Source organism: Bdellovibrio sp. SKB1291214 (genome assembly GCF_002209355.2).
In the GTDB taxonomy this organism is placed as follows: domain Bacteria; phylum Bdellovibrionota; class Bdellovibrionia; order Bdellovibrionales; family Bdellovibrionaceae; genus Bdellovibrio.
Genome location: NZ_CP106855.1, coordinates 3,376,036 through 3,400,141, shown reverse-complemented (window position 1 = coordinate 3,400,141; position 24,106 = coordinate 3,376,036). Strand labels below are relative to the sequence as shown.

Annotated in this window: 22 protein-coding genes; 10 read left to right on the top strand and 12 right to left on the bottom strand. The window is 46.0% G+C overall.

Annotated elements, in window-relative coordinates; translation table 11 throughout:
• Window positions 1-6 precede the first annotated feature (6 nt).
• The gene (locus tag B9G69_RS16745; protein WP_088615687.1) at window positions 7-1,194 is read left to right on the top strand and encodes a poly(A) polymerase; all 1,188 of its coding nucleotides are present in this window, start codon (window positions 7-9) and stop codon (window positions 1,192-1,194) included.
• Here B9G69_RS16745 and B9G69_RS16740 read toward each other — a convergent pair.
• From B9G69_RS16740 to B9G69_RS16725, 4 genes are all read right to left on the bottom strand, one after another.
• The gene (locus tag B9G69_RS16740; RefSeq protein ID WP_088615688.1) at window positions 1,191-3,290 is read right to left on the bottom strand and encodes a response regulator; all 2,100 of its coding nucleotides are present in this window, start codon (window positions 3,288-3,290) and stop codon (window positions 1,191-1,193) included. The two genes, B9G69_RS16745 and B9G69_RS16740, sit on opposite strands and share 4 nt — an antisense overlap.
• A 102-nt stretch (window positions 3,291-3,392) precedes the next feature.
• On the bottom strand, window positions 3,393-4,454 hold the full coding sequence (locus B9G69_RS16735) for a protein-glutamate methylesterase/protein-glutamine glutaminase (protein ID WP_088615689.1): 1,062 nt from the start codon (window positions 4,452-4,454) through the stop codon (window positions 3,393-3,395).
• A gap of 9 nt (window positions 4,455-4,463) precedes the next feature.
• Window positions 4,464-5,339 carry a CheR family methyltransferase gene (locus B9G69_RS16730; protein ID WP_088615690.1) on the bottom strand — a complete coding sequence of 292 codons (876 nt, stop codon included), beginning with the start codon at window positions 5,337-5,339 and terminating at the stop codon, window positions 4,464-4,466.
• Entirely contained in the window at window positions 5,336-7,483 is a 2,148-nt protein-coding gene (locus tag B9G69_RS16725; protein WP_088615691.1) for a chemotaxis protein CheA, read from the bottom strand. Before B9G69_RS16725 ends, B9G69_RS16730 begins: the two co-directional genes overlap by 4 nt.
• Before the next feature lie 251 nt (window positions 7,484-7,734).
• On the opposite strand from B9G69_RS16725, the gene B9G69_RS16720 reads away from it, so the two are divergent.
• Window positions 7,735-8,217 (top strand): chemotaxis protein CheW, encoded by a 483-nt coding sequence (locus B9G69_RS16720; protein WP_088615692.1) that lies wholly within the window; start codon window positions 7,735-7,737, stop codon window positions 8,215-8,217.
• Between the two features lie 109 nt (window positions 8,218-8,326).
• Here the strand turns inward: B9G69_RS16720 and B9G69_RS16715 are convergent, their stop codons facing one another.
• The 3 genes from B9G69_RS16715 to B9G69_RS16705 all read right to left on the bottom strand — a co-directional run bounded on the left by B9G69_RS16715 (window position 8,327) and on the right by B9G69_RS16705 (window position 11,501).
• Window positions 8,327-8,584: a hypothetical protein gene (locus B9G69_RS16715; protein WP_088615693.1), complete on the bottom strand. Its 258-nt coding sequence runs from the start codon at window positions 8,582-8,584 to the stop codon at window positions 8,327-8,329.
• Window positions 8,585-8,765: 181 nt separating this feature from the next.
• Entirely contained in the window at window positions 8,766-9,278 is a 513-nt protein-coding gene (gloA, locus tag B9G69_RS16710) for a lactoylglutathione lyase (protein ID WP_088615694.1), read from the bottom strand.
• Window positions 9,279-9,494: 216 nt separating this feature from the next.
• Complete coding sequence (locus tag B9G69_RS16705; protein ID WP_088615695.1) at window positions 9,495-11,501, bottom strand: transketolase C-terminal domain-containing protein; 2,007 nt, start codon at window positions 11,499-11,501, stop codon at window positions 9,495-9,497.
• A 37-nt stretch (window positions 11,502-11,538) separates the two neighbouring features.
• Between B9G69_RS16705 and add the strand changes: the two genes are divergently transcribed.
• The 5 genes from add to B9G69_RS16680 all read left to right on the top strand — a co-directional run bounded on the left by add (window position 11,539) and on the right by B9G69_RS16680 (window position 16,125).
• Window positions 11,539-12,561: an adenosine deaminase gene (add, locus tag B9G69_RS16700; RefSeq protein ID WP_088615696.1), complete on the top strand. Its 1,023-nt coding sequence runs from the start codon at window positions 11,539-11,541 to the stop codon at window positions 12,559-12,561.
• Window positions 12,561-13,151 carry a DUF6624 domain-containing protein gene (locus B9G69_RS16695; protein WP_088615697.1) on the top strand — a complete coding sequence of 197 codons (591 nt, stop codon included), beginning with the start codon at window positions 12,561-12,563 and terminating at the stop codon, window positions 13,149-13,151. Before add ends, B9G69_RS16695 begins: the two co-directional genes overlap by 1 nt.
• Window positions 13,152-13,173: 22 nt before the next feature.
• Entirely contained in the window at window positions 13,174-14,136 is a 963-nt protein-coding gene (gene pip, locus B9G69_RS16690) for a prolyl aminopeptidase (RefSeq protein ID WP_088615698.1), read from the top strand.
• A gap of 241 nt (window positions 14,137-14,377) precedes the next feature.
• Window positions 14,378-15,319 carry a S1 family peptidase gene (locus B9G69_RS16685; protein WP_176400959.1) on the top strand — a complete coding sequence of 314 codons (942 nt, stop codon included), beginning with the start codon at window positions 14,378-14,380 and terminating at the stop codon, window positions 15,317-15,319.
• 2 nt (window positions 15,320-15,321) lie between these two features.
• The gene (locus tag B9G69_RS16680) at window positions 15,322-16,125 is read left to right on the top strand and encodes a S1 family peptidase (protein ID WP_088615700.1); all 804 of its coding nucleotides are present in this window, start codon (window positions 15,322-15,324) and stop codon (window positions 16,123-16,125) included.
• On the opposite strand, the gene B9G69_RS16675 is transcribed toward B9G69_RS16680, so the two are convergent.
• The 3 genes from B9G69_RS16675 to B9G69_RS16665 are packed head-to-tail and all read right to left on the bottom strand — an operon-like array spanning window position 16,114 to window position 19,378.
• Window positions 16,114-16,875, bottom strand: coding sequence for an alpha/beta fold hydrolase (locus tag B9G69_RS16675; protein WP_088615701.1), 762 nt, complete (start codon window positions 16,873-16,875; stop codon window positions 16,114-16,116). The genes B9G69_RS16680 and B9G69_RS16675 overlap by 12 nt on opposite strands.
• Window positions 16,863-18,434, bottom strand: coding sequence for a 2-succinyl-5-enolpyruvyl-6-hydroxy-3-cyclohexene-1-carboxylic-acid synthase (menD, locus tag B9G69_RS16670; RefSeq protein ID WP_088615702.1), 1,572 nt, complete (start codon window positions 18,432-18,434; stop codon window positions 16,863-16,865). Before menD ends, B9G69_RS16675 begins: the two co-directional genes overlap by 13 nt.
• The gene (locus tag B9G69_RS16665) at window positions 18,431-19,378 is read right to left on the bottom strand and encodes a chorismate-binding protein (protein ID WP_254916895.1); all 948 of its coding nucleotides are present in this window, start codon (window positions 19,376-19,378) and stop codon (window positions 18,431-18,433) included. Before B9G69_RS16665 ends, menD begins: the two co-directional genes overlap by 4 nt.
• Window positions 19,379-19,535: 157 nt before the next feature.
• Here B9G69_RS16665 and aroF point away from each other — a divergent pair, with 157 nt between their 5' ends.
• The 3 genes from aroF (at window position 19,536) to B9G69_RS16650 (ending at window position 21,681) form a co-directional block, all read left to right on the top strand.
• Window positions 19,536-20,369: a 3-deoxy-7-phosphoheptulonate synthase gene (gene aroF, locus B9G69_RS16660; protein WP_254916896.1), complete on the top strand. Its 834-nt coding sequence runs from the start codon at window positions 19,536-19,538 to the stop codon at window positions 20,367-20,369.
• Window positions 20,359-21,081: a bifunctional demethylmenaquinone methyltransferase/2-methoxy-6-polyprenyl-1,4-benzoquinol methylase UbiE gene (gene ubiE / locus B9G69_RS16655; RefSeq protein ID WP_265437850.1), complete on the top strand. Its 723-nt coding sequence runs from the start codon at window positions 20,359-20,361 to the stop codon at window positions 21,079-21,081. The genes aroF and ubiE overlap by 11 nt, the downstream gene beginning before the upstream one ends.
• Window positions 21,082-21,270: 189 nt before the next feature.
• Window positions 21,271-21,681: a bacteriohemerythrin gene (locus B9G69_RS16650; RefSeq protein WP_088615706.1), complete on the top strand. Its 411-nt coding sequence runs from the start codon at window positions 21,271-21,273 to the stop codon at window positions 21,679-21,681.
• A gap of 63 nt (window positions 21,682-21,744) precedes the next feature.
• On the opposite strand, the gene B9G69_RS16645 is transcribed toward B9G69_RS16650, so the two are convergent.
• Window positions 21,745-22,809, bottom strand: coding sequence for a branched-chain amino acid aminotransferase (locus B9G69_RS16645; protein ID WP_088615707.1), 1,065 nt, complete (start codon window positions 22,807-22,809; stop codon window positions 21,745-21,747).
• Window positions 22,810-23,191: 382 nt separating this feature from the next.
• Window positions 23,192-24,091 carry a 1,4-dihydroxy-2-naphthoyl-CoA synthase gene (locus B9G69_RS16640; RefSeq protein ID WP_265437849.1) on the bottom strand — a complete coding sequence of 300 codons (900 nt, stop codon included), beginning with the start codon at window positions 24,089-24,091 and terminating at the stop codon, window positions 23,192-23,194.
• Between the last annotated feature and the right edge of the window lie 15 nt (window positions 24,092-24,106).

Sequence of the window (24,106 nt, the reverse complement as noted above, 5' to 3'; positions counted from 1 at the left end):
GCCTCAATGAGTTCCACCAAAAAGCCCCAGCTTCACGAAGACTGGATTGATCCTTACGCATTAAGAATTGTCAAAAACCTGCAAGACTCTGGTTTTGAAACCTATCTTGTTGGGGGTTGCGTGCGCGATCTTATGGTAGGCATTCATCCGAAAGATTTCGATATCGCGACCAGCGCTCACCCAAACCAAGTTCGTAAAAAAGTGCCCAACGCTTATGTGATTGGCCGTCGCTTCAAACTTGTTTTGGTAAAACGTGGTGATTTGCAATTCGAAGTAGCGACATTCCGCCGTAACGTGAGTGCCGAAGAGCTAGCTGCCACTCCTGAAGAAGAAACGATCGAAGGCGATAACTATTTTGGAACTGTGGAAGAGGACGCCAAACGTCGCGACTTCACAGCCAACGCCGTTTTCTATGATCCGGGTCAAAATAAACTCATCGATTTCTGTGGCGGGATTCAAGACATCGAAAACCGCGTTCTTCGTATGATTGGCGATCCTAAGGAACGTTTCATCGAAGATCCGATTCGTATTTTGCGCGCTATTCGCTTGTCTCACAAACTGCATTTCTCGATTGAGTCCAGCATGCGCCATGCAATTGCGGAAACAAGTTCTGAATTAAAAAAATCCGTTTTACCTCGTCGTCGCGAGGAATGGCTTAAATTCTTGCGTTTAGATGAACCGCACTTAGCGTTCATGGAACTTTTTGATTTGCACATCCTGGAACAAATTCTGCCTGGCTTGCACTCCGTATTCATGGACCCTTCTAAAATGGAAGTTTTTGAAATGCATTTGGCGCGCATCACTCAGGTGGGCATCAATAAGCAGGATCCCTTAGAGCTGTTTGCGGGATTCATGTTTGCTTTCATGAAAGCACAATACGGCGAAGGTCTTTGGAATCATGAAGAAGTTTATGACGATGCTAAACTTGCTTATTTCATCCGCGAGGAAATGGGCATCTTTAAGCAAGAGGCTGCTGTTTTCTTTAAAGCATTGCACTTAATGACAAGCCTTAAAAAAATCGACAACTATTCGCGCAAAGGCGAGCGTCGTCAGATGGCTTTCGTTTTGAACGAAGCCTTTGGTTTGGCGATGAAACTTTCGATGATGGATTTCTCGTTATCGGGAGCCGAAACTCACTACTGGATGCAACAGCTCGAAAAATACACGGGCGGCAAAGTCACTCCGACTCATTAAGCCTTTTGAAGAAGTGCCTGTGTAAGGACTTCTTCAAGTTTAAATGTATCCACCGGTTTACTTAAATAAGCATCAAAACCAGAATTCAAACAGTCACGCTGACCTTCAGCACTGGCTTGAGCGGTCAAGGCGATGATCGTTCTGTTGTAACCACGTCCACGCAGCTCTCGAGTGGCATCATGGCCGCTCATTCCTGGCATTTTAATGTCCATCAAAATCGCGTCGTAACCATCTGAAGTAAGGGCACGTGCGATGGCCTCATGACCGTTGTCACAAACATCCACATGAGCCCCGTGACGAAGTAAATACCTATGCATCAGGTTGCGCAAATCCTCTGAGTCGTCGACCACCAAAATGCGTCGGCTTTTTAGATATTCGGAGTTTTTATTTTCCGGCAGATTGCGCTCTTGGACCAGGCGGCTGGCTTGACCCGCTTCAATCAATTTTAGTGGTGTGACCGATCCCACACTGACGGAATATTCAAAGACCGAACCTTTGCCCTCAATCGATTCGATCAAACACAAATCACCACCTGACAAACGAGCCAGACGTTGTGATAACGCTAAACCCAGTCCGGAACCCACGACCTTTTGAACTTCGCGGCTTTCACCCCGCATAAAAGGTTGAAACAGATTCATTTGAGTTTGCACATTCATTCCAATACCAGAGTCCGCTACGCGTATACGCAACGTCCCCTGATTCGCGGTATCCATACCAAACGACACCAGAACCTGAATCTCTCCCTGGGGAGTGAACTTCACAGCGTTCGATAACAGATTGATCAAAACCTGACGAAAGCGAACCGAATCCATTTGAATTTCATCCGGCACTAACGTGGTAAATTTTAAAGTCAGCCGATGGCGTTTATCCACCACAGTGCGAATCACCGAAACGGAATCTTCGATTTCCTGCACCGGACTCATCGGAGTTTTCTGCAAGAAAAGTTTTTTGCTTTCAATTTTAGACAAATCCAAGAGGTCATTCACCAGGGATGTCATAAACTTGCCCTGACGCTGAATAGAGTGAATATCTTTATAAGCGGATGGGTCTAAATTTGGGTTGGCCAGCAAAGCTTCGGAAAATCCCAGGATGGCAGCTAAGGGAGTCCGAATCTCGTGGCTGGCGTTGGCAAGTAAGACCGATTTTGCATCATTCGCAGCTTCGTGCAGATCACGCTCGCGACGTAAAAAGTCTTGGTTACGTTTGATTGTGACGTCCCAAACGATTCCCGTTGCTCGAGTCACTTGGCCCGCATCATCGCGTTCGATCTTTCCACGAAACGCTAAAGAGCGGGCTCCACCATTTTCACTGGCCAAGAGGAATTCAAAATCCAATTCACGGTTCTCATGGAAGTTCGAGCGCAAAATTTCTTTCAGCAAGGACTGTTCAGGTAACAAGGACAAGTTGCCTTTACGGTAAATCTGGTCTTCCTGAATATCCCAATCCCAGGTCATCGCTTCAGACGAATCCATCGCCATGCGAACGCGCTCTTCCGATCGCATCAAAATTTTATCAACAGAGAACAAAGTCATGATGGAACGATTCAAAGATCTTCCTAACACCACAACTAAGCCCAGATAAATCAGCATCACTCCGCTGACTAAATAACCATGCGGCTGCCCAGATACTAAATATCCCAAGGCCCAACCCAAAATAGTCGGTCCTACCACGCATAGCATGGCAACACGGTTGGAGACATAAAGAATCATCCCACCAGCAGTCATCACGGCAATCAATAACGCCGTTAGATTCTGCACCGTGGGTCCCGTCCAAGGCGCCATAAAACCCATGGCTCCCCAACTCATTCCCGAAACCAGCAACAAGCAATACTTGGCTCTTTTCCAGATATTCAGTTGTTCAACTTTTTGAATGCCCAGTTTGGCTTCCTTCCAAAAAGGAACGATACCCAAACTTAAAGCAGCATAGATATTGATGATCAAAAACCAGATGATGATGAATTTGTGGGGAACAGTTTCCCAAGCGATATAGGTATAGAAATAAGCGGTGGTCAGCACAGCCACCATGGCAGTAAAACTTTGCCCCAACAGCAGGTCGACTTTACGAATTTCTAGTTCAAGCAGTTCGTTTTTTTTCATATACGCACGAGTTCAAAGCAATATTCCACAGGCCCAGCAAATAAAACAGGGAAAGTCTTATCTTTCCCCGTTTTACACGTTTCATAAATAATATGTAATTTACTAAGCGGCGTCTCTGATATCGAGCTGCTTTAAAAGCTCCCCGGCGATCTTATCAAGAGCCATCACTTTGTCAGCCGCCCCTAAGGCAACCGCCGCGGCTGGCATCCCATAGACAACACATGTCTCTTCATTTTGAGCAATGGTATAGGCACCGGCATTTTTCATTTCTAAAAGGCCTTCGGCTCCATCCTTACCCATACCCGTCAGCACCACACCCATCGCATTTTTACCTGCGTATTTCGCAACTGACTTCATCAAATAGTCAGCAGCTGGGCGCACGCTATGCATAGGAGGATTTTGGTGAAGCTTCACGTAATAAAAGGCACCACTACGAGTGATTTCCATATGAAAGTTCCCCGGCGCAATCAACACGCGACCTGGTACGACCTGATCGCCTTCTTGGGCTTCTTTCACTTCAAACGGGAACATCGCATTCAAGTTATCAGCAAATGATTTTGTGAAACCAGGAGGCATGTGTTGAACCACGACTGTACCAGGAATGTTTGCTGGCATTCCGGAAAGGAAAACCTTCAATGCTTCAGTACCGCCAGTACTGGAGGCGATAGCAATCATTTGATGGGTTGTACGTGCAAGTGAGGTACGATCCGCTTTTGCAATAGGAGTGCTTGGAGTATTCACTTTCGTCCTTACCTGGATGCGGGCACGTGCAACAACGCGCACTTTTTCCACGATTTCACGGCCCAAGATTTCTAAAGTTTGAGAAACGTCAATAGACGGTTTTTCCATAATTTCGATAGCGCCGGCTTCCAAAGCACGCAGGTAAGTTTCAGAACCTGTTTTCGCTAAGCTTGAAAAAATGATCGTTCTGGTCGGAAAGTGCTGCATGACTTTTTCAAGAAAGCTAATGCCGTCCATACGTGGCATCTCCACGTCTAGAGTCATCACGTCCGGTTTCAGTTGCACGAGTTTATCACGGGCAATATAGGGATCTGAAGCTGTACCAACGACTTCGATATCTGGGGCAGAAGAGAAAATCTTCTCAAGCAGCTTACGAATCACAGCAGAGTCATCAACGATGAGAACTTTGATTTTTTGACCCATAATTCCTTCTTACGTCTTCTGATAAACGGCGCGTGACAGCGGTTTTAGATTAGCGTGTTTAATATTACCCGACTCTGAGTGCCCCAGAATTAAATAGCCCCCGGGTGCTAAGCAAGATGTCAGACCATCGATCACTTTTTTTGTCGTCTCTTCGTCGAAGTAAATCAAAACGTTGCGACAGAAAATAACGTGAAACTTGTGCTGAAATTCATACTTAGGACTCATCAAGTTGAATTGCGCAAAGCGAATCATGTCATGAATGCTATCTTTGGCTCTCCAAAACTCGGTGTCGTTCTTTTTAACTTTTTCAAAATACTTCAACCGTTGAGCCGATGGCAGACCTTGCATTTCACGGTCTTCATAAGCTCCAATGGACGCTTTTTTAAGAACTTGCAAATCGATATCTGTTGCAAGCAAACGTGCCTTCATACCCGGAATAGACTGCATCACTTCATTCGCTGTCATGGCAATTGTATACGGCTCTTGGCCCGTACTTGCAGCTGCACACCACATACGAATATCAGCTCCAAATTTTTTGTAAAGCTCTGGCAGCTGTTGAGCCAAAAAATCAAAGTGATTACCTTCGCGGTAAAAAGAAGTCATGTTTGTTGTCAAAGCAGAAATGAACTCAGATGTGAGCTCATGATTCCCGTGCTCGATCATAGCCCAATACTCTTCGTAGGACTTCAAACCATGACGGCGCAATAGCTTTACGATACGGTTTCTGATCAATGCATGATTTTTTGGCGAGAACGGTAAATCCACTCCAGCCAAGTCATACATGTGCTTTGCAAACTTACCGAACATTTTCTCAGTCAGCTGAATATCTTCAAACTCATACAGCGCACTGACCGTGCTATCGGTCGTTTTTTTAAGGGCACTCATGCAGCTCCTACCATTCCTGAAGATTTAGAAACGGACTGCAATAATGAACCAGGTTCCAAGATCAAAACCGTACGACCATCACCAAGGATAGCAGCACCTGCGATCTCTGGGATATCAAAGCCTGTTACAATTGGCTTAACAACAACTTGTGCTTGGCCCAAAACATCGTCAACTGGGAACGCCATTTGACCCGTTACAGACTCGATGATCACAAGCATTGTTTCTTCACGACGAGCACTCAGCGTATCGTCGCGACGAGCATCCTTGGCGTTGAATGATTCATTCAACGAACCTAAAGTTGCAGACACATCAATCACTGGCAACAAGTGACCACGAATATTAGCGACCTTGCCGGCGTTGGAAATATGTGTGTAGTCCTTCGGAAGCACACGAACGATTTCACGAATCGAGTGAATCGGAAGGATGAAGCGAGAACCATCTAAAGACACAATGATACCGTCAGTGATCGCAGTGCTTAGAGGAATCGTTAAACGGAATGTGGAACCAACTCCCGCTTTAGAGATGATGTTGATCTTACCGTGAATTTTATCCAAGTTAGATTTAACCACGTCCAAACCAACACCACGACCAGAAAGATCAGAGATCTTGTCAGCTGTCGAAAAGCCCGGATAGAAAATATACTGGAATACTTGCTCATCAGGGATGGTCGCCGGGTCCACACCTTTCGGAACGAAACCCTTCTCCATCGCCTTGTTCAAAACTTTTTCACGGTTAATACCGCCACCATCATCAGAGATATCGATAATAACGTTACCGCCATTTTGTTTCGCAGAAACGATTACTTTTGCCATTTCTGGCTTACCGCGCTCCTTACGGATTTCTTTTTTCTCTACACCGTGGTCCATGGAGTTACGAACCAAGTGAACCAAAGGGTCACCCAAAAGTTCGAAGACCGTTCTTTCAACCTCTGTTTCTTCACCAATCAATTGAAGATCAACTGGCTTATCCAAAGTGATAGATACGTCACGCACGATACGTTGAATTTTGATGAACATAGATTTAAGCGGCGTCATACGGATACTCAATGTTTTTTCATAGAGTTCACGAACCGCTTTATCTAATTGATCGACGATAGCTTCAAGACGAAGATTTTCACCACTGCGAACAGTTTCGTCATGAACCAACTGGTTTTTCAAAACCACAAGCTCGCCAACCGCATCAAGAACCGAATCAACACGGCCTGTGTCTACTTTGATTGTGCTTGTCAGATTTTTCGCTGGAGATTTCGATCCGCCGCCACCGCCGCCGCCTTCAGATTGAGCGGGTGCTTTCGCTTCGGAAACGACTTTCAATTTTGGAGTTTCAGCAACGGGTTCAGGAGACGCCGTCGCTGCGGGAGAAACTTTTGGACCTGCAACGGGCCCCGCAACCGCAGAAGCTGCCACCACCACGGGAGGTGCTGTCTGCTCGGGAATTTCAATAGCGGCGTTTTCAAGTTCTTTAATAAGTTCTTTCTCTGCATTCTCAGCTGCTTCTTTAGCGTGGAACTCCGCTTGGTCTTCTGGAGACAACTGGGAAAGTAATTCTGCCAATAGATCGTGATTTGTCACATCTTCGGCCGGCTCAGGGATTTCTGCTTTTGGCTCAACAGGACATGCCGCTGCTGCTGCGTCGACATGTTCGAAAAAATCATCCGGTACCGCAATCTTTTCCTCTTGTGGAGCTGATGCCTGTGGAGAAGCAGCTGCAGCTTCCGTCGCCTTTGTATAAGAAGATTTTTTGCCAGAAAGGCCTTCTGTCACTTCTACAAGCTGTTTCACAAGGGCAGACGGATCCCAGGGACCGCCTTTACCTTGCTGCAAAGAAGAGATGCGATTTTTTAACTCGTCACCCGCCTGTAAAAGCAAAGAGATCACATTGGAATTCACCAATTCTGGTTTTGAACGAAGTAGATCTAACAGATCCTCTGCAACGTGCGCGAACTTCGCAAGATCACTAAGACCAACTGCTGCAGCTCCACCTTTTACAGAGTGGGCCACGCGGAAAATATCAGTAAGGTCCTTTGCCGGATCATCACTGTTTTCCAACTTCATCATGGATTCATCGTATTGTTCGAACATGAACAAAGATTCGTTAAGAAAATCCATCTGCAGTTCTTCAAAGAATGCATTATCGCCGCTCATTTTAATTCTCCACTGGAAACTATGTATTTCTAATCAGTAAAGTTATCGGCAACTTAGGACATTTGCTTCTATTACAAAGGACCAGAGAGGAGGGTGGATAATTCGATTTGGCCCAAGGTCTTGAAGTCACCGCATTGGTGTCTCATAAGGACGCAGAAATCCGAATTAACAATTATTTTTAACAGACCGTTAAGTTTAGGGGGAATTTCGGCGAATAGTAGGGGGTCTACTACATTTGAAAGGCCCTTACTATGAGTGAAATGTCTACGAAAGCAAAAGCTGGTCAATACCTGACTTTCCAACTGATGTCAGAACAATATGGTGTAGCGATCGAAACGGTTCGCGAGATCAATCAGTTTGGTGAAATCACTCCGGTTCCACGCACACCTGAGTATGTAAAAGGTGTCATGAATTTGCGTGGAAAAATCATTCCAGTTGTCAACTTGCGCGTGAAATTCGGAATGGATGCACAAGATAAAACGCGTGACACTTGCATTATCGTGATCGACACAGAAATCGGTCAAGTTGGTATGATCGTAGACTCTGTGAAAGAAGTTGTAGACTTGCAAGATAACCAAATTGAACCCTCACCGGTTCTTGGCAATCAAAGCTCTATGCACTTCGTTCGCGGTATGGGTAAAGTTGATAACAGAGTTGTTATCCTTGTCGATATCGTTGCAGCGTTCTCTTCAGATCAAATGGGTCAAATGGCTCAATTCTCTGAAGCCGCATAAGGTTCCCTGCATCTGTCGCAGGCGCAAAGCCCTTCAGACTTATTCAGATAATAAAAAAGGCACTGAGAACTTCAGTGCCTTTTCTTTTTCAGACTGAAATCCGAAATAATTAGTCGTTGTAATCAGCTTTACAAACGTCATTGATTGTCGCGTTCAAGCGAGCAACGTAATCAACCAATTCAGCTCTTTGCTCAGACAACTCAGCGATTTTATCAGCGTTGTTTGAATCTTTAATTTTAGAAGTCAAATATGCGATAGTCGCTTTTGCTTCTGATTTAGCTTCGATCATTTGACCGCAAGATTTAGCAGCCATTGCTTGAGTTGAGAAAAGACCTACTAAAGCCAAAGCACCGATAATTGCTTTCATTGAAACTCCTGGTAATTGGGTTATTAATTTCAACGGACCCTACCGGATCACAGTGAAAAACTCCAATTTATAAGCCCCAAATACACTGACACATCCAAAAAATTCACGCATGTCAGAGGGAAAACACCTATATTTTTCATTTTCCCCTCGATTCTTTAACATATGTTAATAGCCATCCACACTATAGCAAGCCTGCTTGAACAATTTCGATCCAGTAGTTATCTGGATCTTTGATGAAAGCGATGTTCTTCATTCCACCCTCTCCCAGTCTTTTTTGGTAGCTCACATTCAGTTTATCAAAGCGCTCGCAGGCCGCTTTGATATCCGGAACTGTCACGCAGATATGCCCGAAGCCACGTGGTTCTGTATTGCCATTATGGTAAGGAGTTGCCTCTTGCTCTTCAGTGCCCCAGTTGTGAGTGAGCTCAAGAACCGCTTCACGACCGAACGTGTACTTCGCATTGGCTTCGTTTTCTGTCGGAATATTTGTGCCTTCTGGAACATATGCCAAAAAAAACAATGAAAATTTCCATTCAGAGAAATCTAGCTTACGCACTAATTTCATACCTAAAACACGAGTGTAAAAATCCAAAGATGCTTTCGGATCTTTCACACGAAGCATCGTGTGATTGAATACGTATTTTTTTGTTTCTGCGTCTGGATTTAGACACAAACCAGGAATATTTTCCGCCATAATGTTCTCCTTCATTCAAATTCATCTAAGCTATAGCATAAAAAAAAGGGAGAAGCTTTCACTTCTCCCTTCCAAAATATTCTTCATTCAACATAAAGCGGTCAAAATGGTTCGTATGCAAGGCGAAGGATCATCCCCGCATCGCAGGCGTGCTACTGGCACGTCCGAGCGAGGAGATGGCCCGACAACGAAGTCAGACGGGCCATTTTCATCGCTTTACTTTGCAGCAGCGACGATCGCGGAAGCATCGATTTTGTGCTTCTTGTACAAGTCCAACGCCGTGTAAGAGCTTTGGCCAAATTCGCCGTGAACACCCAAAGACTTCACTTTGAATTCAACCTGCGCTTGCAACAACGAGTGGCAAAGCATTTGGCCGAAGCCACCGATCAATTGGTGGTCTTCAACAGTCACCAAGCGACCACCTGTTTTTGCCAATGCAGATTTTACCGTTTCCACGTCTGGATGATTTACTTTCACCACATTTACAACCACGGAACCGATACCTTGTGCTTCCAACGTTTTAGAAGCTTCCAAAGCTTGAAGAACCAAAGATCCTGTCGTGGCGATAGTGACTGATTTCGCTTTACCAGCTGTTGTGTCAGCCAATACTTGCGCTTTGTTCAAATCGTATTTAGTGCCAGCAACGTATGTTTTCGGGAAGTTTTCACGACCTAGGAAGAACACTGCGCTGTTTGGAACTTTGCCAGCTTTGCGATCATTCGCAAATTTTTCGATGACAGAGTAAACGATGCTGTCAGCCTCTTCGCTGCAAGACAAAGAATAAACATCCACGTGCGGAATTGAAGAGACCATCGCCATGTATGACAATGCTTGGTGAGAAGCACCGTCAGCCGCATCTTGAAAACCTGTGTGAGAGAATACCGCAATCACCGGCGCTTCAGACAAAGCACCCATTGTGATTGGCAAAGCGCCCTTGGTTACGCCGAACTGAGCGAAAGTATCGACTACTGGGATGTAACCCAATTTGGAAAGACCAGCCGCCGCAGAAACCATGTTTGATTCAGCAACACCCACGTCGAAAGAATCTGCTGGGAATTCTTTTCTGAAACCAGCAACACCTGTTGAACCAGGAAGATCCGAAGTCACACTCAATACTGGGAAACCCGCTTTACGTGCACGGATCAACGCAGACGAAACTCCGTTTTGAATTTTTTCGCCAGAGTCTTTAACCGCGTTAGCTTTGATTTCTGCTTCCCACTTGTTCAATTCCTCGATCCAAGTGTTGAAGACTGGTGGCAATGCTTCGCCGTTATAGATTTCCGACAAGAACGCTGGAAGTTCAGAAGGGCTTTTCAAAGGGAAACCATGAGCACCCGAAGCAGACTCTGCCGTTTTCTTAGTTCCGATGCCTTTAACAGTTTTCGCGTGGATCGCCACTGGAACTTTTGGATTGGCTTTCGCTTTTTCAACAGCCGTTGCAATAGCGTCATAGCACTTTTGCAGGTCATTTCCTTCAGGCAACGAGATCACATCCCAGCCCAAAGTTTTCAAAGAAGCAAACGTGTGAGACATCGAGAAAGATTCATTATCAATACGGCCAGATAGTTTCGTGTTGTTATCGCTGATAATCATCACGAAGGGGCCCATCTTACCGTGAGCGGCAAGCCCCGGGATCGCTGCAAAAGCTTCGCGCGCTTCGCCTTCCATACTGGCACCGTCAGAGATCGCTGTGATCGTCACACGATTTTTGCCAGACAAGGCCTCGCCCATCGCCAAACCTTGAGTTTGTGGAAGAGCAGAACCCAATGGACCGTTAGAAACGAAAACACCTTCAGGGAAACAGTGAACTTCACCGTGACCCGTAAGACCTGATTCGATCGAACGGAATTTTTTAAGACTGTTCAAATCAAGACCCGCTGTTTGGTAGTTTGCTTTCAAAGCATACAACCCATTTTCACAGTGACCTGCATCGTTCACAACATGGAACAACTCATACCATGGCTTGTTTTCTTTGTGAGCAACATCATAAACATGTCCATGCATTGCAGACATCAACTCTGCGAAAGCTGCAGGACCGCCGTAATGCGAAGCCGCACCACCAAGCACAGCGTTCATGTCCATCAAGGACACAAGCGCTCGCGTCGAGCGAGGGTCAGCCACCGGAATGGATCTGCCGTCTTTGCTTTTAACAAAGCTTTTGAATTGAGGTTCGTGAGTCGGGTTGCCAGCCAATTTTGATTTGATTTGAATAGGTTCAGTCATAGAATAATGTTCTACTTCCCAAGCAGAGGAACTTCAAATGCAAAAGCTGTACGCCAATAACATTCGCGATCTTTTAAAAGTAGAGCTTCACCGCCATCTAGACTGCTCAGTGCGTTGGAGCACACTGGTTGAACTCGCGCCCCAGGTGGGGATTCCCTTGGCATCGACTTCACAGGGGCAAAAAGATCAATTCCTGATTACTGAACCCATGAATGATCTCGGGAGTGTCCTCAACAAGTTCCTAAATGCTCAAAAAGTACTCGCAAGCGAAGAAATCCTCACACGTATTGCTTATGAAGCCTGCGAGGATGCCTTCAATGATGGTATTCGCCTCCTTGAGCTGCGTTACGCGCCTACTTTTATTGCAGAAGGCCACAGCAATTTGAATTTCGATAAAATCCATGAGGCCCTGGTTAAGGGCGTAAAGATGGCGCAAAAGAATTTCGCGATCGCGGTAGGAATGATCTGTATCGTGCAACGAGTAAAGCCCTTAGAGATTGCGGAAAAAGTTGTGGATTTCGCCATCAACCACAAAGACAGCTTTGTCGCTCTGGACTTGGCTGACAACGAAGAGGGGTTTGATCCAAAAGTATTTGCTCCACTTTTTCAAAAGGCAAAAAAAGCAGGACTTCACATAACCGTACATTCAGGTGAAACACCGAATGACCTTGCCGCAAGCTGGGTTAAGGACTCCGTCGAAATTCTAGGAGCAGAACGTATTGGTCACGGAATTCAAATCGTGCGCAATCCAGAAGTTTTGAACTTTATCCGGGATCGTCGCATTCCTCTGGAAGTCTGCCCGATCAGCAATTATCTGACTCAGTCCTTCAAAACTTACGAAGATCATCCGATTCGCCAGCTGCTAAACGCCGGCATTCTAGTCACTGTAAACTCAGATGATCCGGGAATTTTTGCGACCAACTTAAGTGATGATTATGAGGTTCTTCACCGTGTCCATGCCTTTACTGCTGAAGACTTCAAACGCTGCAATCAAATCGCCTTTGACGTGAGTTTCATTCCTGATGCTGAAAAGAACAAATTCAAAAAGGATTTCTTCTAATGGCGACGGACTGGAAAGCCTTCGGCGAAGAAATTCTGCACATGATGCGCGAAGATCAGGCCGTGCGTGAAGTTCTTGTACAAACGGGAGAGCTGTTTCAAGGCTACTCTCCGACAATGGAAAAGACTCATCTTAAGCACGCGCAAATTTTAAAAGATCTGATCGAGCAAAATGGTTTTCCCACGATCGACAAAGTGGGTGAAGACGCAGCCGGTGCAGCCATGCGCTTGATTTTGCATGCGATCAGCTGGCCTGAATTTATGCGTGAGATGGAAACTATGACAGTGGCGTTGGCAAAGGAGAATAAAGTACCCAAGCCTTATGTTGCAATGTTGATGGATCGCATTCGCTTTTACGAAGGCCGCAAGCAGGTTTACGGCACCAATTCTGATTGGGACGAAAACGGCATTTTGCGGGTAACAGATGTCGAAGATGAAAAGAACTTGAATGCGCGCAGAAAAGAAATGGATCTGACTCCCCTGGAAAGTTTAGTTTTAAGTCCCCTTGAAGAATTTCACCCCGTCGATCCCAAAAAGCGTCACGAAGAATTTGTGGCGTGGACTCGCAAAGTCGGTTGGCGTACAGTCTAGCCCTATCAGTAAGGAAGTAATTATGGAAAAACAAACTCTTCGCGAATTTTATCCTTCGATTGAGCCCTACAATAAAGGCTTCTTAAAAGTTTCTGAAATTCACAATCTTTATTACGAAGAAGTCGGTAATCCTGCAGGTAAGCCGATCGTCTTTCTTCATGGTGGGCCAGGTGGTGGCATCGCTCCTGATCATCGCCGCTTTTTTGATCCAAAAACTTACAGAATCATTTTGTTCGATCAACGTGGTTCGGGCCAATCCACTCCGTGCGCAGAACTTCGCGAAAACACAACGTGGGATCTTGTCGCTGATACAGAAAAAATCCGCGAGCATTTGAAAATCGACAAATGGGTTGTGTTCGGGGGCAGCTGGGGTTCAACTCTGGCACTGACTTATGCTATCAAACATCCGGAGCGCGTGAAAGCACTCGTCCTTCGTGGAATTTTCTTGTGCCGTCCTTCTGAAATCAAATGGTTCTATCAAGAAGGCGCTTCACAAATCTTCCCGGACGTATGGGACGAATACTTGAAAGTGATTCCTCAGAATGAACGTCACGATATGGTGACGGCGTACTACAAACGCCTGACTCACGAAGATCGCAACATCCGTTTGGAAGCAGCCAAAGCTTGGAGCAAATGGGAAGCGGCCACTTCGCGCTTGTATATCGATGCGAACGCAATCGAAGAATTCGATGATCCAGATTCTGCACTGAGCTTTGCACGCATTGAGTGCCACTACTTCACCAACAACGCTTTCTTCGATTCCAACAACTGGATTTTGGAGAACGTGAACAAGATCAAACATATCCCCGCATGGATCGTTCAAGGTCGTTACGATGTGGTTTGCCCGGCGACTTCGGCCTGGGAACTTCATAAAGCTTGGCCAGAAGCTAAGTTTAAGATCATTCCGGATTCCGGCCACGCGGCGGCAGAGCCAGGCACTCGTTCAGCCCTGATTGAGGCCACAGATGCCTGTAAATCGTTTTAAACCGATTTGAGCCCCAACTTTTAACGTCCGGGGTTTGGAAAATCGGCCAGATCAAGGCGCAAGGAGGAAGCCGTACTACCAGTACGGCGACGACGAAGCAACGCAGAGGTGGCAGATTTTACAATCCCCGGTGACGGGAAATTGTTTCTCGGTCCGTAATTGCTCTTTCAAATTCCGGAAACTTCAGGTTATATGGCTCAACGCATCATTTGTTGGATGGTGCCTTTTCCTGGGGGAAAAATTGGGGACGTTTAACCGCTCTTTCTGGTTCCTAGCACTAAGCTTCATCCTTACCGCCTGTACTCAAGGCCTTGTTCCTCTCGTCTCAAAAAACAAATCTAATTCGGCCATCATCGGCGGTAAAGAAGTCACGAATCGCGACATCACGTCTAAAAGTGTTGTTGGCGTTTTGATTCACGACAACACAACTGGTGACAACGAAATCTGCAGTGGAACTTTATTAAAAAATAATCTGGTGCTAACGGCTGCACACTGCGTGGCTGACAGACCGAAAGCACTTTCGATCTCTATCATCTTTGACAATGTTATAAACACTGAAGGTCAAGCAACCACAGCATTGCGCCCAGTGATCCGCTCTGCCGTCCCTGCTTGGTGGAATGCCCCTACGCATTTAGAAACTGATACGGGCGACATCGCCCTTCTTCAGTATGCAGATACCACTCCGAAAGGTTATACTCCTATCACGGCCCTTGCCAGTGAAGATGATCTTAGCAATGGGGCTGAAATCTTGATTGCTGGATTTGGAGTTAACAAAGTTTCCACTCAGGAAATCGATGTAAACACTTATCCAGATCTTATCGGTGCCATTCAAATGGGTCAGATCGTTTGTGAAGATTCTATCCGTCTGATCAACTGCAAAGAAGTCAAAATGGAAGGCGCGGGTGTTTTAAGACAGGCGACTTCTAAGATAAAAAACGTACGTTATTCCAGCTCTGAAATCGAATTAGCTCCCCTGTCCGGAAATACTTGTCATGGTGATTCCGGCGGCCCCGCATTCATTGTTAAAAACAACAAACTTTACTTGTTCGCCGTAGCCAACCGTTCTGCGAACAGCAAAATCACAGACTGCACAACAAGCTCGGTCTACGCCAGTGTGCCATTCTTTCGTGAATGGTTAAATATGGCAGCAGCACAACTTAGAGACGAAACATCAAAGAAATAACTATGAACAAGTACATCTATGCCCTGGCACTTGTCCTTTTATCAGCATGCCAACCTGTAAATCACGCGTCTGATTCAGACGTGGATGACGTGACTGAAGAAATCGTCGGTGGGACGAAGGTCACTCGCATGGATTCCATTTCCAAACACTTGGCATTTATTTACAGCGACCGTGATTACTCCTACTGCACTGGTACGATCATCAGCGATAATATGATATTGACGGCTGCTCATTGTATTAAGAATTCTTCAGAGACACTGTCCATCGGTTTTGGCTTGGACTATATCGAAGGCAATATGCAAGTGCGCTACAGCTCGGGTTCTGTTGCTCATTCCGGTTTTAAATTTGATTCCACCTATGAACGCAACGACATTGCCATTTTATTTTTCAGCGGCGGATTACCGGAGGGTTTTGAACCCGTTCCGCTTGCCAATGCATCCGTATTTGCCAAGGCAGATGCTAATATCGTGACAGTGGGATATGGGCGCGTGAAAGGTATTCGCAATCTTTCTGCGAATGAAAATGGATACGGCCGCCTTCGCAAGGTGAATTTAAAAATCCAATCCGTTAGCTCCAACAAAAAAACCTTCGAGGTCAGTCAGAAAGATGGCCGTGGAATTTGTTATGGAGATTCAGGTGGCCCTGCATTCATCAAAAGCAAGGGGTTGTATTACTTAGCGGGTGTTACATCCGCAGTGCTTTGGTACAAACCAAAAGAGTCCATTTATGATCTATGCAAAGAACATTCGATCTTTATGGATGTTAAATTTTATTCGCCATGGATTAAAAAACACTCAAGAAAGTAACTGCAAGATATCTTTGATTTTCTCGGCAACTTCGCGCGGACGATCGAAAAGCACTCGGTGAGAAGCATCGGGTGCAACATCAAAATCAATCCCGATTTCATTTGAAAGTGTTTGAGACATAGAAACGAATTTCTCGTCTTTTTCGCCCACCATCCATATAACTTTTTGCTTAAGTGCGGAAATAATGTTGCGCATATTCTGCTGTTCTGCCAAAGACCAACGAGTCAGCGCCAAGCTTAAGTTTTCGCGATTATAGTCTTTCTCAAGACGTACTGGTTCGCTGCCACCACCAAAAACAGGTTGCGCGTTCCAGTTTCTCATCACCATATCCCATGGCGCCTTTAAAAACTCTTCAGCCCAATAAGAATCACTCAACCAACGTTGACGACGTTGTTCAGAACTGGGATCAAAATTTTTGAAATTATCGTCGAAGCCAGGATTGGTTGAAATCAACAAGGCCTTAAACCACTGAGTGGGATTCTGAGCCAACGCCTGCAATGCCAAGCGACCACCCAGAGAATAGCCCACCAGGATATTACGACCTGTCCCCTTCGTTTCGTCATGAACCCAATCGTTGAAATTTTCAGCCCACTGATCGAAACCGTGAACTGAACTAAGCTCTTCGTCTTTGAAGTAGTCTGGAGTATAAATGCGCAGGTTTGTAACAGGAGGTAAAGAAGCTTTCACAGCTTCCCAATCTGACGGTCTTCCTAAAAATCCATGAAGAAGAAACAGATTTACTCTTTCCACAATCCTTCTAAATCCTTCCAAAACTGCTGGGTTTGATTCCAATCAGGGATCATCTCTATCACTTGGAGATTATCCAGTTCCAAACTCGTAGGGACATTATGCCATTGCTGATAGGACCAATTCCACATTTTTGCCCACGATTCGAAAGAAATAGCGTGTTTATTTACGAAAATCTCTTTCTTGAACATCCGTGAGAAGATCTGACCGCCTCCATTATTGATCACAACTATACGTAATTTCTGCGCTTCTAATTGTGGAGTCGCCCAAAGTGCAGCTAAGTCGTACATCGCTGTGAGATCCCCGACTATACACCAGTTCGGAGTGTCTGTGTGAGCCCATCCGAGGAATGTAGAGACCTGTCCGTCAATACCATTTGCTCCACGATTGGCAGCAACACGGATTGGCGGACTGTCTAAATCAGCGCAAGCATCCCATTCACGAATGGGCAAAGAGTTCCCCAGATAAACAGAATGACCCTTCATATGTTTAGAAGCGGCGTGAATCATTCCTTGCTCTGACAGAGGATATTTCTCTAATAACGCCTTCATCTGCTGAGTGCGTGACTCATCTTCCATCGAGATTTGATAATTTTCTCGGTGTACAGATGAAAACTCAACTTGGCTTAACAAATCCAACGACGAGCAATGGCTCACTTCGCGACTTAATCCTGTGTAGTGGTTAAAGCCCACAGAAAAAACAGGAAGCTCGCGATACTTGTCTTCCAGATCCCGCCACAAACGGACCGTCGGAATACCACCGATACGAAGGATCGAATCACATGCACCGGATTTCAACAGTTTGTGAATCATTTGTTCGCCCGAGCGAATTTGCAGATCTCTTAAATCTGGATGGCCACGCAAACTGGAGATTCCTTCAGCATAAACCGGGGCTTTGTATTGTTTTAAGAAATCCAAAACAGTGCCGTAGGCTTTTTCCGGTAAGATTCCCACAAGCACTAAGGGCTTGTGGGTGTTTAAGAAATCCTCCAGTTGTTTCAACATACCCATCGGTAACTGACCTGGAAGCTTTGTTCTTTCCGAAGATGCAGGCACTCTGATTTGTGGAACAGGTCCATCAATCAAGGGCTCTTCAAAGCACACGTTGACGTGAATCGGTTTTTTCCAAGACAAACTTTTGAAAGATAGATGTGAATTTTCCGCATCGATATCCAGCGCCACTTCATTGTAGTAAGAAAAGATACCCACCTGTTCGATGGTTTGTGGAGCACCTGATCCACGGTAACGTTTAGGACGATCCGCAGTGATCATGATTAATGGGAGTGATGAGTATGTGCCCTCAACAGCTGCTGGCAAAAGCTCTGCCACAGCAGTTCCTGATGTTGTGAAAATCGCAACAGGGCGACGGTAACCCGCGATTCTGCCCAAAGCAAAAAACGCAGCCGAACGTTCCTCAAAGAATGAATATACTTTTAGATTTTTATTTTCGTCCAGAATGTGGACCAGAGGGCTGTTACGAGCTCCAGCGCAGAGGATGAATTCACGAACACCTGTGTCCACCAACTCCTGGATAACTTTTGCTGCCAATTCCATGTTTGTCATACGCTAAGCCCCAAAATCTTTCTTACTGAAAGGCGCTTTTGAAAGAGTTCCCGCCACTCTCTGGAAAATTCGCTGGCTGCGACGACGCCGCATCCAGAACCAATCATAGATTCGTTCTGATTCCACTGCAAATTCCGAATCGCTACCAGACACAAAGCTTCTTTCGCACCAAAGAATGCAAACGGAGCTCCATAGCCACGTCGTCCCTCTTGGCCCGGCAAAGCACTCATCCACTTGTACCCGGCAGAACGAGGGGCCACTCCCAACGCTGGTGTAGGATGAAACTCCATCACCAAATCTCGGAAGGAAGGAATTTCTTGGCAGCGAACTTGGAAATCCGTTTTCAAGTGATACAGCGTTGGCAGTTCCCAAATCATGGGACCTTGCTTTTGCACATCTCCCCAACGGCTCAGTCTTTGCGTGATATCTTCGACTACCAAATGATGCTCTTGCATTTCTTTTTCATCAAGCAGCAACGACTGACGTTCCGTCGTGTCGCTTTTTGGGCATGTTCCTGCTAGAGCCATGGTTTTCAAAACCCCATCGGCATAATCGAAAAGAGTTTCGGGAGTCGCTCCCAAAATACCTTGTCCATTTTGCCAAAAACCAAAAACATACAGTGTGTCTGGCGCATTCAATAAATTAAAAATCATCTGCGCGCGTTCAGCCGACGTGACCGTTTGCTTGGAGCGCGCAAAGACTACGGGAACGGCTTTTTGAATTTCGTGCTGAGCGATCTTGCTTTGTATAACCTCAAGATCTTTTTGAAAGTCGGCCTCGGCCGGCTCCGACCACTGGGCCTTACTTAGGGGGCCGTCGGGACGCGGGTTTGCCGTCAGATAGTTTTCAAGTAGCTGCTCTAGTTCTTGGGTGCTCAAAGTGTTTTGGCAGGTTCCCCACCACATCGCCTGCGATTCTTGATCATAGAAATCGGGGCAAAACACTGAAATCTCTGCACTATTGGCAGTTTTTACAGGGCTAAAGGGACCCTGTATAAGAGTCCACTGCCCCTTATGGCGCAAGAGGGCCCCCGAGTCCAAAAAGTTTGTAATGCCTAGAGGCGATATGTTATGTTTCCGATCCACAGTGAGAGTTCGTAATATGGAAATCCAAACTATGCAAACAAGTCCCTCAACCCAAATCGTCAATGTTGGCGGGTTCGACATTGGGGGTCCCGAATTTACCGTTATCGCGGGTCCATGCTCTATCGAGAGCCATGCACAATTCCTTGAGACCGCTTCGGGCGTGAAAGCTTCTGGGGCTCACCTTCTTCGCGGTGGGATTTGGAAAATGCGCACCTCCCCAACAGCCTTCCAAGGTTTGGGAAATTCTGCTTTCGACATGGTTAAAGACGTCTGCAAACAGCTGAACATGAGCCTTGTTTCTGAAGTGACTGACATCCGTCAAATCGCTGAAGTTTACGACGTTGTTGAGTGCTTCCAAGTCGGTTCTCGCTCTATGCAAAACTATGAACTTTTAAAAGAGCTAGGCCGTCAGAAAAAACCTGTTTTGTTGAAACGCGGTTTAGCTGCTTACATCGAAGAATGGATCAAAGCCTCTGAGTACGTCGTTAAAGCTGGTAACAACAACGTTATCCTTTGCGAACGTGGTATCCGTACTTTCGAAACGGCAACACGCAACACTTTGGATTTGAATGCCGTGGCATTCGCTAAGAAAAACACTCACCTGCCAGTTATCGTAGATCCTTCTCATGCCGTGGGTATCCGCGCATTAGTTCCAGATCTTGCTTACGCAGCTGCAGCTGTGGGCGCTGACGGTATCATCGTGGAAGTTCACCCTCGTCCATCAGAAGCTCTTTCTGATGGTATGCAAGCTCTGACTTTGCAAGACTTCGAAACGATGATGAGAAAACTTGATAAAATCCTGACTGCTATCGATCGTCCTCTTCACAAGGTAACAGCACATGCACACTGAGAATCAAAAACACTCTCCGAATCCTGAAATCATCCGCAGCATGTTCTCTAAAGTTGCTGCGAATTATGATAAAGGCAACAACGTGCTTTCCATGGGTGTTCATCACTTGTGGAGAAAAAAGTTAGTTAAGTATTCTGGCGCAAAGTTAGGCGACAGGGTATTGGACTGCGCAACGGGGACTGGTGACCTTGCAATTGAATTCAAACAAACTGTGGGTTCAGCAGGTCAAGTAACTGGCACAGACTTCTGCGCTGAAATGTTGATCCCAGCTCCCGGCAAAGCGGCTGATAAAGGCTTGGACATCAAGTTCGAACAAGCAGACGTGACGCAATTAAATTACGCTGATGATTCATTCGATATTTCTTCGATCTCTTTCGGCATCCGCAACGTGGGTAACCCGGTTAAGGGCTTAAGCGAAATGGCTCGCGTGGTGAAACCAGGCGGCAAGGTGATGGTTCTTGAATTCGGTCAGGTGAACATCCCTGTGTTCGGCGCACTTTACAATTTCTATTCTCAAAATATTCTGCCGAAAATCGGGGGCTTAGTAACAGGCCAAAAAGATGCTTACGAATACTTGCAGAAGTCTTCGGCTGCATTCCCTTGCCGTGAAGAGTTCTTAGACATGATGAAAGAAACCGGTGCGTTCTCTCATGTAGAGTACACGACTTTGACCGGTGGAATCGCATACATCTACAAAGGCACTGTTAAGTAACGGGTTAGGTAACCAATTATAGCGTCATAAACAAACTCCACCCTGGGTGGTAGAAAGGCTGAGTGATCCTCGGCCTTTTTTATTAATGCCCTCGCATACTGCCATTTTTCCTCTGAAAAATAAGCGCCATCATGAAGTGTTTTGTAGAACCGCCGATGAGAGATTGCACACAATCTCACGAGGTGGACAATGTCTGAAAATTTCTTTAAATGGGATCAAGAACGCCTAACAACTCACGTCGATGCCATGGATCACGAGCATCAGAAATTGATCGCCATCATGAATCGATTGCATGAACGCTATGAACAAAAAGCGACTAAAGCAGAACTTCAATCCATCGTTCGCGAATTGGCGTCTTGGACGATCACTCACTTTGATCACGAAGAAAAATTCTTTGATACTTTAGAGTATTCTCAGGCGGCCGTGCATAAGAAAATACATAAGGATCTGATTGAACGCCTTAAAGGCCATGCAGCTGAATTCGATAAGACAGGCGTGTTAACTCCAGCCTTCTTTCAATTCTTAAAAACGTGGCTGACAGCGCACATTATGGGTATTGATACCAAATATGGTGTTATTGCTAGTAAAAAATCGGCGTAGCATTGGCATCCCGCTGTTAATACTAAAAAGGCTGAGATTTCTCTCAGCCTTTTTTTATTTGCTCTAAGTTAGTGGCGTGATCCAACCCATAGAATCTTTGATGGCGCCACTTTGGATGCCTGTGATTTCTTTGTAAAGCTCATTGCTTAAAGGACCAGTTTCGTTGTCGTTGATAGCCCAGTCTTTTTCATTATAGTGAATGACTCCGATAGGAGAAATCACCGCTGCCGTTCCAGTACCGAACGCTTCTTTAAGTTCACCCTTTGCCAAACGCTCGATCACCTCTGTGATGGTGATGCGTCTTTCAACAACTGGAAGGTTTTTCTTTTTCAATACCTGGATAATCGCATCGCGTGTACCACCTGACAAAATGCTGCCATTTAATGCAGGAGTGACGATTTCGTTATTGAAGACGAAAAAGACATTCATCGTGCCGACTTCTTCGATACCAAGGCGTTCAACATCAAGCCACAAAACCTGAGCGTAGCCTTTTTGTTTCGCTTCCAAAGCCGCTTTTAGGCTTGATGCATAGTTTGCACCGGCTTTAACTGCGCCCAAACCACCTGGCGCTGCGCGAAGATATTTTTCTTCTGTCCAGATTTTTACGGGTTTCGCACCTTCAGAGAAATAAGAGCCCGCAGGCGACAACAAGATTAAAAAAGTCGTTTCGCGGGAAGGACGAACACCCAAGAATGCCTCAGTCCCAATCAAAGTAGGACGGATGTACAAGGAAGTATTTGGTTGATGAGGAACCCAGCGCTCGTCAACTTTTGTAAGCTCATGCAAACCTTGCATGAAAAGTTCCATGGGAGGCGCTTGCAAGCACATGCGTTCTGCGCCCTCTGCCAAACGGTGATAGTTAAACTCTGGGCGGAAGAAAACAACTTTGCCGTCTTGTTGACGGAAAGCCTTCATACCTTCAAAAAGCGCTTGGCCATAGTGAAATACCGATGCTCCCGGGTCCACGGAAATCGGACCGTAAGGAACGATAGAAGCTTCATACCAACCTTTTCCTTCAGCATACTTTGCCACAAACATGTGGTCAGTGAAGTATTGACCAAAACCAAGTTGATCAGACGGAGGTAAAGCCTTCGGAGAATTCACGAGCGTTGTAGAGATGTTTGTCATGAGAATGTGGTAACTAATTTCGTTCTCGGGGTCAAACCGCAGTGCCCTTAAAACGCCGATACGGCAGATTTTTCTATGCGAGCATCACTAAGAAATAAGGAGTCGGACCCACTAAAGGAGCCATCCCTCCCATAACGTCTAATTGACGAAGAGAGAGTCCCACAGCAGGCGACCGATGTGTCGGGTGGGATTGCGTTGTTTGCGGCTCGGGAGGTTTAGGAGGGGGAATTTTGGGCTGCTCCCGAGTCGGACAACCCGAGAGAAGAAGCGCTGTTAAAAAAAGGAGGAGATAACGCCGTTTCATGGCTTTATTCTCCTCCCACTAAATAATAATTTGTACTTATTTGACCCTGTTTTTTAGCTGGTCATTTAAATGGCCAGCTTAGTAGTGCCATGGGAATTTAGTGAAATCACGAGGGCGTTTCTCGACGAAAGATCCACGGCCTTCGACTGCTTCCTCTGTACCGTAAGCCAGTCTGGTAGCCTCGCCTGCGAACAACTGCTGGCCCACTAAACCATCGTCGATCATATTGAAGCCGAACTTCAACATGCGCATCGCCGTTGGACTCTTAGAGTTCATCTCTGCGGCCCATTCCAAAGCAACTTTTTCGAGATCTTTGTGAGGGATGACGGCGTTGACCATACCCATTTCGAACGCTTCTTGCGCCGAATAGTTGCGGCCTAGGAAAAAGATTTCGCGAGCACGCTTTTGACCCACCATACGAGCCAAGTAGGCTGATCCGTAACCGCTATCAAAGCTTGCCACGTCTGGATCCGTTTGTTTAAAGATCGCGTGCTCTTTACTTGCAAGAGTCAGATCGCAAACCACGTGCAATGAGTGGCCACCACCCACTGCCCATCCCGGCACAACTGCAACCACGATTTTAGGCATGAAGCGAATAAGACGTTGAACTTCTAGAATATGCAAACGACCCAAGCGAGCTAAATCAGCCTTCCCTTGCGCCTCTTTGTCTTCGTATTTGTAACCATCTTTACCGCGGATGCGTTGGTCGCCACCAGAGCAGAATGCCCAGCCGGCGTCCTTAGGAGATGGGCCGTTACCTGTGATCAAAACAACGCCAACATCTGGAGTTGTGCGTGCATGCTCAAGAGCGATGTAAAGCTCGTCCACTGTTTGTGGGCGGAAAGCATTACGCACTTCAGGACGATTGAATGCGATACGAACCGTCCCCTGATTTTTAGCGCGGTGATAAGTTATATCTTTAAAATCAAAACCAGGAACTTCAGTCCACCATTCTGGTGTGAAAATATCAGAAACCATCTTTTCCTCCGGAGG

What these genes read in the sequence shown, in the direction of transcription:
- B9G69_RS16745 (WP_088615687.1), top strand. Translation starts at nt 7, where the DNA reads ATGAGTTCCACCAAAAAGCCCCAGCTTCACGAAGACTGGATTGATCCT.
- B9G69_RS16740 (WP_088615688.1), bottom strand. Translation starts at nt 3,290, where the DNA reads ATGAAAAAAAACGAACTGCTTGAACTAGAAATTCGTAAAGTCGACCTG.
- B9G69_RS16735 (WP_088615689.1), bottom strand. Translation starts at nt 4,454, where the DNA reads ATGGGTCAAAAAATCAAAGTTCTCATCGTTGATGACTCTGCTGTGATT.
- B9G69_RS16730 (WP_088615690.1), bottom strand. Translation starts at nt 5,339, where the DNA reads ATGAGTGCCCTTAAAAAAACGACCGATAGCACGGTCAGTGCGCTGTAT.
- B9G69_RS16725 (WP_088615691.1), bottom strand. Translation starts at nt 7,483, where the DNA reads ATGAGCGGCGATAATGCATTCTTTGAAGAACTGCAGATGGATTTTCTT.
- B9G69_RS16720 (WP_088615692.1), top strand. Translation starts at nt 7,735, where the DNA reads ATGAGTGAAATGTCTACGAAAGCAAAAGCTGGTCAATACCTGACTTTC.
- B9G69_RS16715 (WP_088615693.1), bottom strand. Translation starts at nt 8,584, where the DNA reads ATGAAAGCAATTATCGGTGCTTTGGCTTTAGTAGGTCTTTTCTCAACT.
- gloA (WP_088615694.1), bottom strand. Translation starts at nt 9,278, where the DNA reads ATGGCGGAAAATATTCCTGGTTTGTGTCTAAATCCAGACGCAGAAACA.
- B9G69_RS16705 (WP_088615695.1), bottom strand. Translation starts at nt 11,501, where the DNA reads ATGACTGAACCTATTCAAATCAAATCAAAATTGGCTGGCAACCCGACT.
- add (WP_088615696.1), top strand. Translation starts at nt 11,539, where the DNA reads ATGCAAAAGCTGTACGCCAATAACATTCGCGATCTTTTAAAAGTAGAG.
- B9G69_RS16695 (WP_088615697.1), top strand. Translation starts at nt 12,561, where the DNA reads ATGGCGACGGACTGGAAAGCCTTCGGCGAAGAAATTCTGCACATGATG.
- pip (WP_088615698.1), top strand. Translation starts at nt 13,174, where the DNA reads ATGGAAAAACAAACTCTTCGCGAATTTTATCCTTCGATTGAGCCCTAC.
- B9G69_RS16680 (WP_088615700.1), top strand. Translation starts at nt 15,322, where the DNA reads ATGAACAAGTACATCTATGCCCTGGCACTTGTCCTTTTATCAGCATGC.
- menD (WP_088615702.1), bottom strand. Translation starts at nt 18,434, where the DNA reads ATGACAAACATGGAATTGGCAGCAAAAGTTATCCAGGAGTTGGTGGAC.
- aroF (WP_254916896.1), top strand. Translation starts at nt 19,536, where the DNA reads ATGGAAATCCAAACTATGCAAACAAGTCCCTCAACCCAAATCGTCAAT.
- ubiE (WP_265437850.1), top strand. Translation starts at nt 20,359, where the DNA reads ATGCACACTGAGAATCAAAAACACTCTCCGAATCCTGAAATCATCCGC.
- B9G69_RS16650 (WP_088615706.1), top strand. Translation starts at nt 21,271, where the DNA reads ATGTCTGAAAATTTCTTTAAATGGGATCAAGAACGCCTAACAACTCAC.
- B9G69_RS16645 (WP_088615707.1), bottom strand. Translation starts at nt 22,809, where the DNA reads ATGACAAACATCTCTACAACGCTCGTGAATTCTCCGAAGGCTTTACCT.
- B9G69_RS16640 (WP_265437849.1), bottom strand. Translation starts at nt 24,091, where the DNA reads ATGGTTTCTGATATTTTCACACCAGAATGGTGGACTGAAGTTCCTGGT.